Genomic DNA, 2,767 nt, shown 5'->3' on the forward strand with positions numbered 1-2,767 from the left:
AGCTATTTAGGCGGGAACAGCAGTTCGTCGGCCCATACTAGAAGTCTGCGGGAAGGCGGGATCTTTACTGCGATGGTGGCGACTGCAGTATGAAGGAATGTATCCGGTTTGCTCCAGGGACAAACTGTTTGACATATCGCACAGGAGTGGCTCTTCGTCCCCCAGTAAAGAAAACATTTTTCCCTGGACAACTCCCATTTACTGACCCCCCTTACCGCAACTTTGTCTCCTTTTGTAATCGCACCCGCAGGGCAGGCCTTTGCGCATTTCAAACACTTGCTGCAGAAGTCTTGAATACCCAGGTTTGCTGGCTCATCTGGAAAAAGAGGAAGATCGGTCGTCACGCAGGCGATTCTCGTGTTGGCACCGAACTTCTTTGTGATGAGGAATCCACACCTTCCCAGCTCACCGAGTCCGCAGTCTACTGCAGCAGGCACCACCATAATCCCATAGTTTCTCAAATGGTGAGCACGGGCCGGGTAGCCAAGTTCTCTTATGAAACGGGCTAGTTGCACAGAGGCCAGTGCACTTTTCGCGTACACCCTGCCAATCTCAAAGTCGACAAGACCAGAGGCTCCATCCCGGAGCAACCTGCGGTTCTGGGTGAAAGCCATTACTATCACGAATCTATGTTTGATGCTCAAAGGGTCTCCCCACACCAAGCCAGTATAGTCTGAAGCCACTCCTGCAAAAACGGGCCGACCCTCTTTATAGTTTTCAAAATACGGATGCCTGCCCTTATGAGAGTAGACCCAAGCCTGATTCAAGAGACCAACTCCCACCAGATCAGCTCCCAGAGTCCTGGCTGTCCTCTTAGTGAGAGACGTGAACTGGTCAGGAGGCCTTAGCAGTTTCGTTTCCGAGACCGGGCCGTCCACAACATCCGGAAGGGCAAGAGCGTCGACGGGTCCAAACACAGATTCAAAATATGGGCCTGTATTCCTATGATAGAACTTGGCCATTCTCTGGTCGATTTGTCCCAGCTCGGGGTGTTTGGTGTGGTATTCTCTCTCCTGTGGAGTGCCAGATATGAGAGAGGCTCTCGCAAATACTGTGTCGCGTTCATCCACACGCTCAAGTGGACCAACAACTTCATAGGTAGGGGATTGCGGAGAAATCGGAGGTCTCATATCCACAGGAAATCTCTTCTAAGGTCTTCAATTGTCAGGCAAAGGCTCTAACATTGTCAGTCGTGGATTGAGGAGAAAATGGAGGTGTGGGCAGTACCCCAGGGCTAATGCTTTCCCCTGTAGTCGAGCACGCTTGTTACCACTACATCATATTCTCCCACCTCTGCCACATCGCCAAATAGAGTGAATCTCATCTTAAGATCGACCGTCTCGCGGGGCTTCAGTGTGCCGGCCTGAGCCCACTCTTCACTAACCCTATAGAGGTCTCCACTCAATATGTCTTCAGACTTGAGTTCTTTTCTCGAAAAAGTTCGATATTCTTTGGCAATTGTGTCACCTTCAGCATCCATCAAATACCCCTCAAGTGCTATCATGTACTTTAGCCGCCTTGAGACATTGGTAAGAATCCCTTCCACAACAAAGACCTGGTATGATGCGTCTTCAGCAGTATCGTAGTAGCCGTTGGTCAACTCAACACGTATCGACTGCACTGCCCTTGCCCTTCTGGCAGAGGGACGATTGCTGGAGATTTGTCCCCTCACCATGAACACTGCAATCAGCAGACCAACAACCACCCCCACGACGATATTGACGATTCTGTTTCTCGCGGATTCTTCCTTGGGGATGAGCTTCTCCGGCACGACCATAAGGTGGGCGTCGAAGAACTGTCTACCGACATACACGATAACAAGAGCCATAATCATGCAGTCGAATCCCCATTCCAACGTTGATCGCATGTACCCGGCTCCAGACGCTATTGCGAATAAGAGACCAATAAAGGACCCAACAATAACTCCGATGCCGGCTCCCCTTCCGAAGTTGAAGGCCCCCAGATACCCCACGGCAGCACCCACAGCCGAACCTGCAAGAACGAAGCTAAGGAATCTGATAAAGAGAACACCTGCCGCCCGCGCACCTCCTATGGGAAGGAAGATTGAAACGACACTCAGACCGAAAAGGGTCAACATCATCACTGGAATGGAACATCCGAACCCACCTATTGCGCCGGCGATTGCTCCCGTCTTTGCTCTCTGCAAAGCAGGAGTCACTTTCTCCTTCGCGCTCTCCTTGGAGAATCTCGCACCACACTTCATGCAAACAAGATTCTTCATTAGGTTCTGGGTCCCACATTTTTCGCATACCTTCACCATTTCCGAGGCACTCTTCTTGCGGCGACCCTTACCCTTACGCTTTCTGGCCTGCTCCATAGCAAACGCGAACTCCCTTACCTCGCCAACAATCAGCCACTCACCCATTTTCGGATGATAGGCCAGATCATCCTCTTTAAGCTGCTCTCGTTCAATCCTGGACATCACCTCGCGTTTGGTCATCGGCCCCATTTCCACACCCGCCACCTTCAACTTCCAGTCAAAATTCGTATTCAGGTGCTCTTTCACATCTCTGATTGTTTCGATGCTTATCCATTTGTTCTCTTGAGCATAGAATATCTCGTCGTAGGCAGAAACCTGACCGTTCTTCAGAGCGACCGCCAAGCCTCGGAGATCAAGCTCGCCCAGTATTCGTTCGCCTCGTCTTACCTTCAGCTTCATCACCACTCTCCTGTGTCCGGACTCCCTAGATTATACTCCCTCAGCGCGCCCCGGTCAAGAATTCACAAACAGACCCAACACCCACAA

Annotated in this window: 2 protein-coding genes; both read right to left on the reverse strand. The window is 51.1% G+C overall.

The annotated features are described in order from the left end of the window. Positions 1-2: 2 nt before the first annotated feature. On the reverse strand, positions 3-1,136 hold the full coding sequence (locus tag E3J62_08640) for a reductive dehalogenase (GenBank protein TET45068.1): 1,134 nt from the start codon (positions 1,134-1,136) through the stop codon (positions 3-5). A 98-nt stretch (positions 1,137-1,234) separates the two neighbouring features. Then, on the reverse strand, positions 1,235-2,680 hold the full coding sequence (locus E3J62_08645; GenBank protein ID TET45069.1) for a DUF3426 domain-containing protein: 1,446 nt from the start codon (positions 2,678-2,680) through the stop codon (positions 1,235-1,237). Between the last annotated feature and the right edge of the window lie 87 nt (positions 2,681-2,767).

The sequence above is a fragment of the candidate division TA06 bacterium genome, assembly GCA_004376575.1.
Classification (GTDB): domain Bacteria; phylum Hydrothermota; class DG-26; order E44-bin18; family E44-bin18; genus E44-bin18.

What these genes read in the sequence shown, in the direction of transcription:
- E3J62_08645 (TET45069.1), bottom strand. Translation starts at nt 2,680, where the DNA reads ATGAAGCTGAAGGTAAGACGAGGCGAACGAATACTGGGCGAGCTTGAT.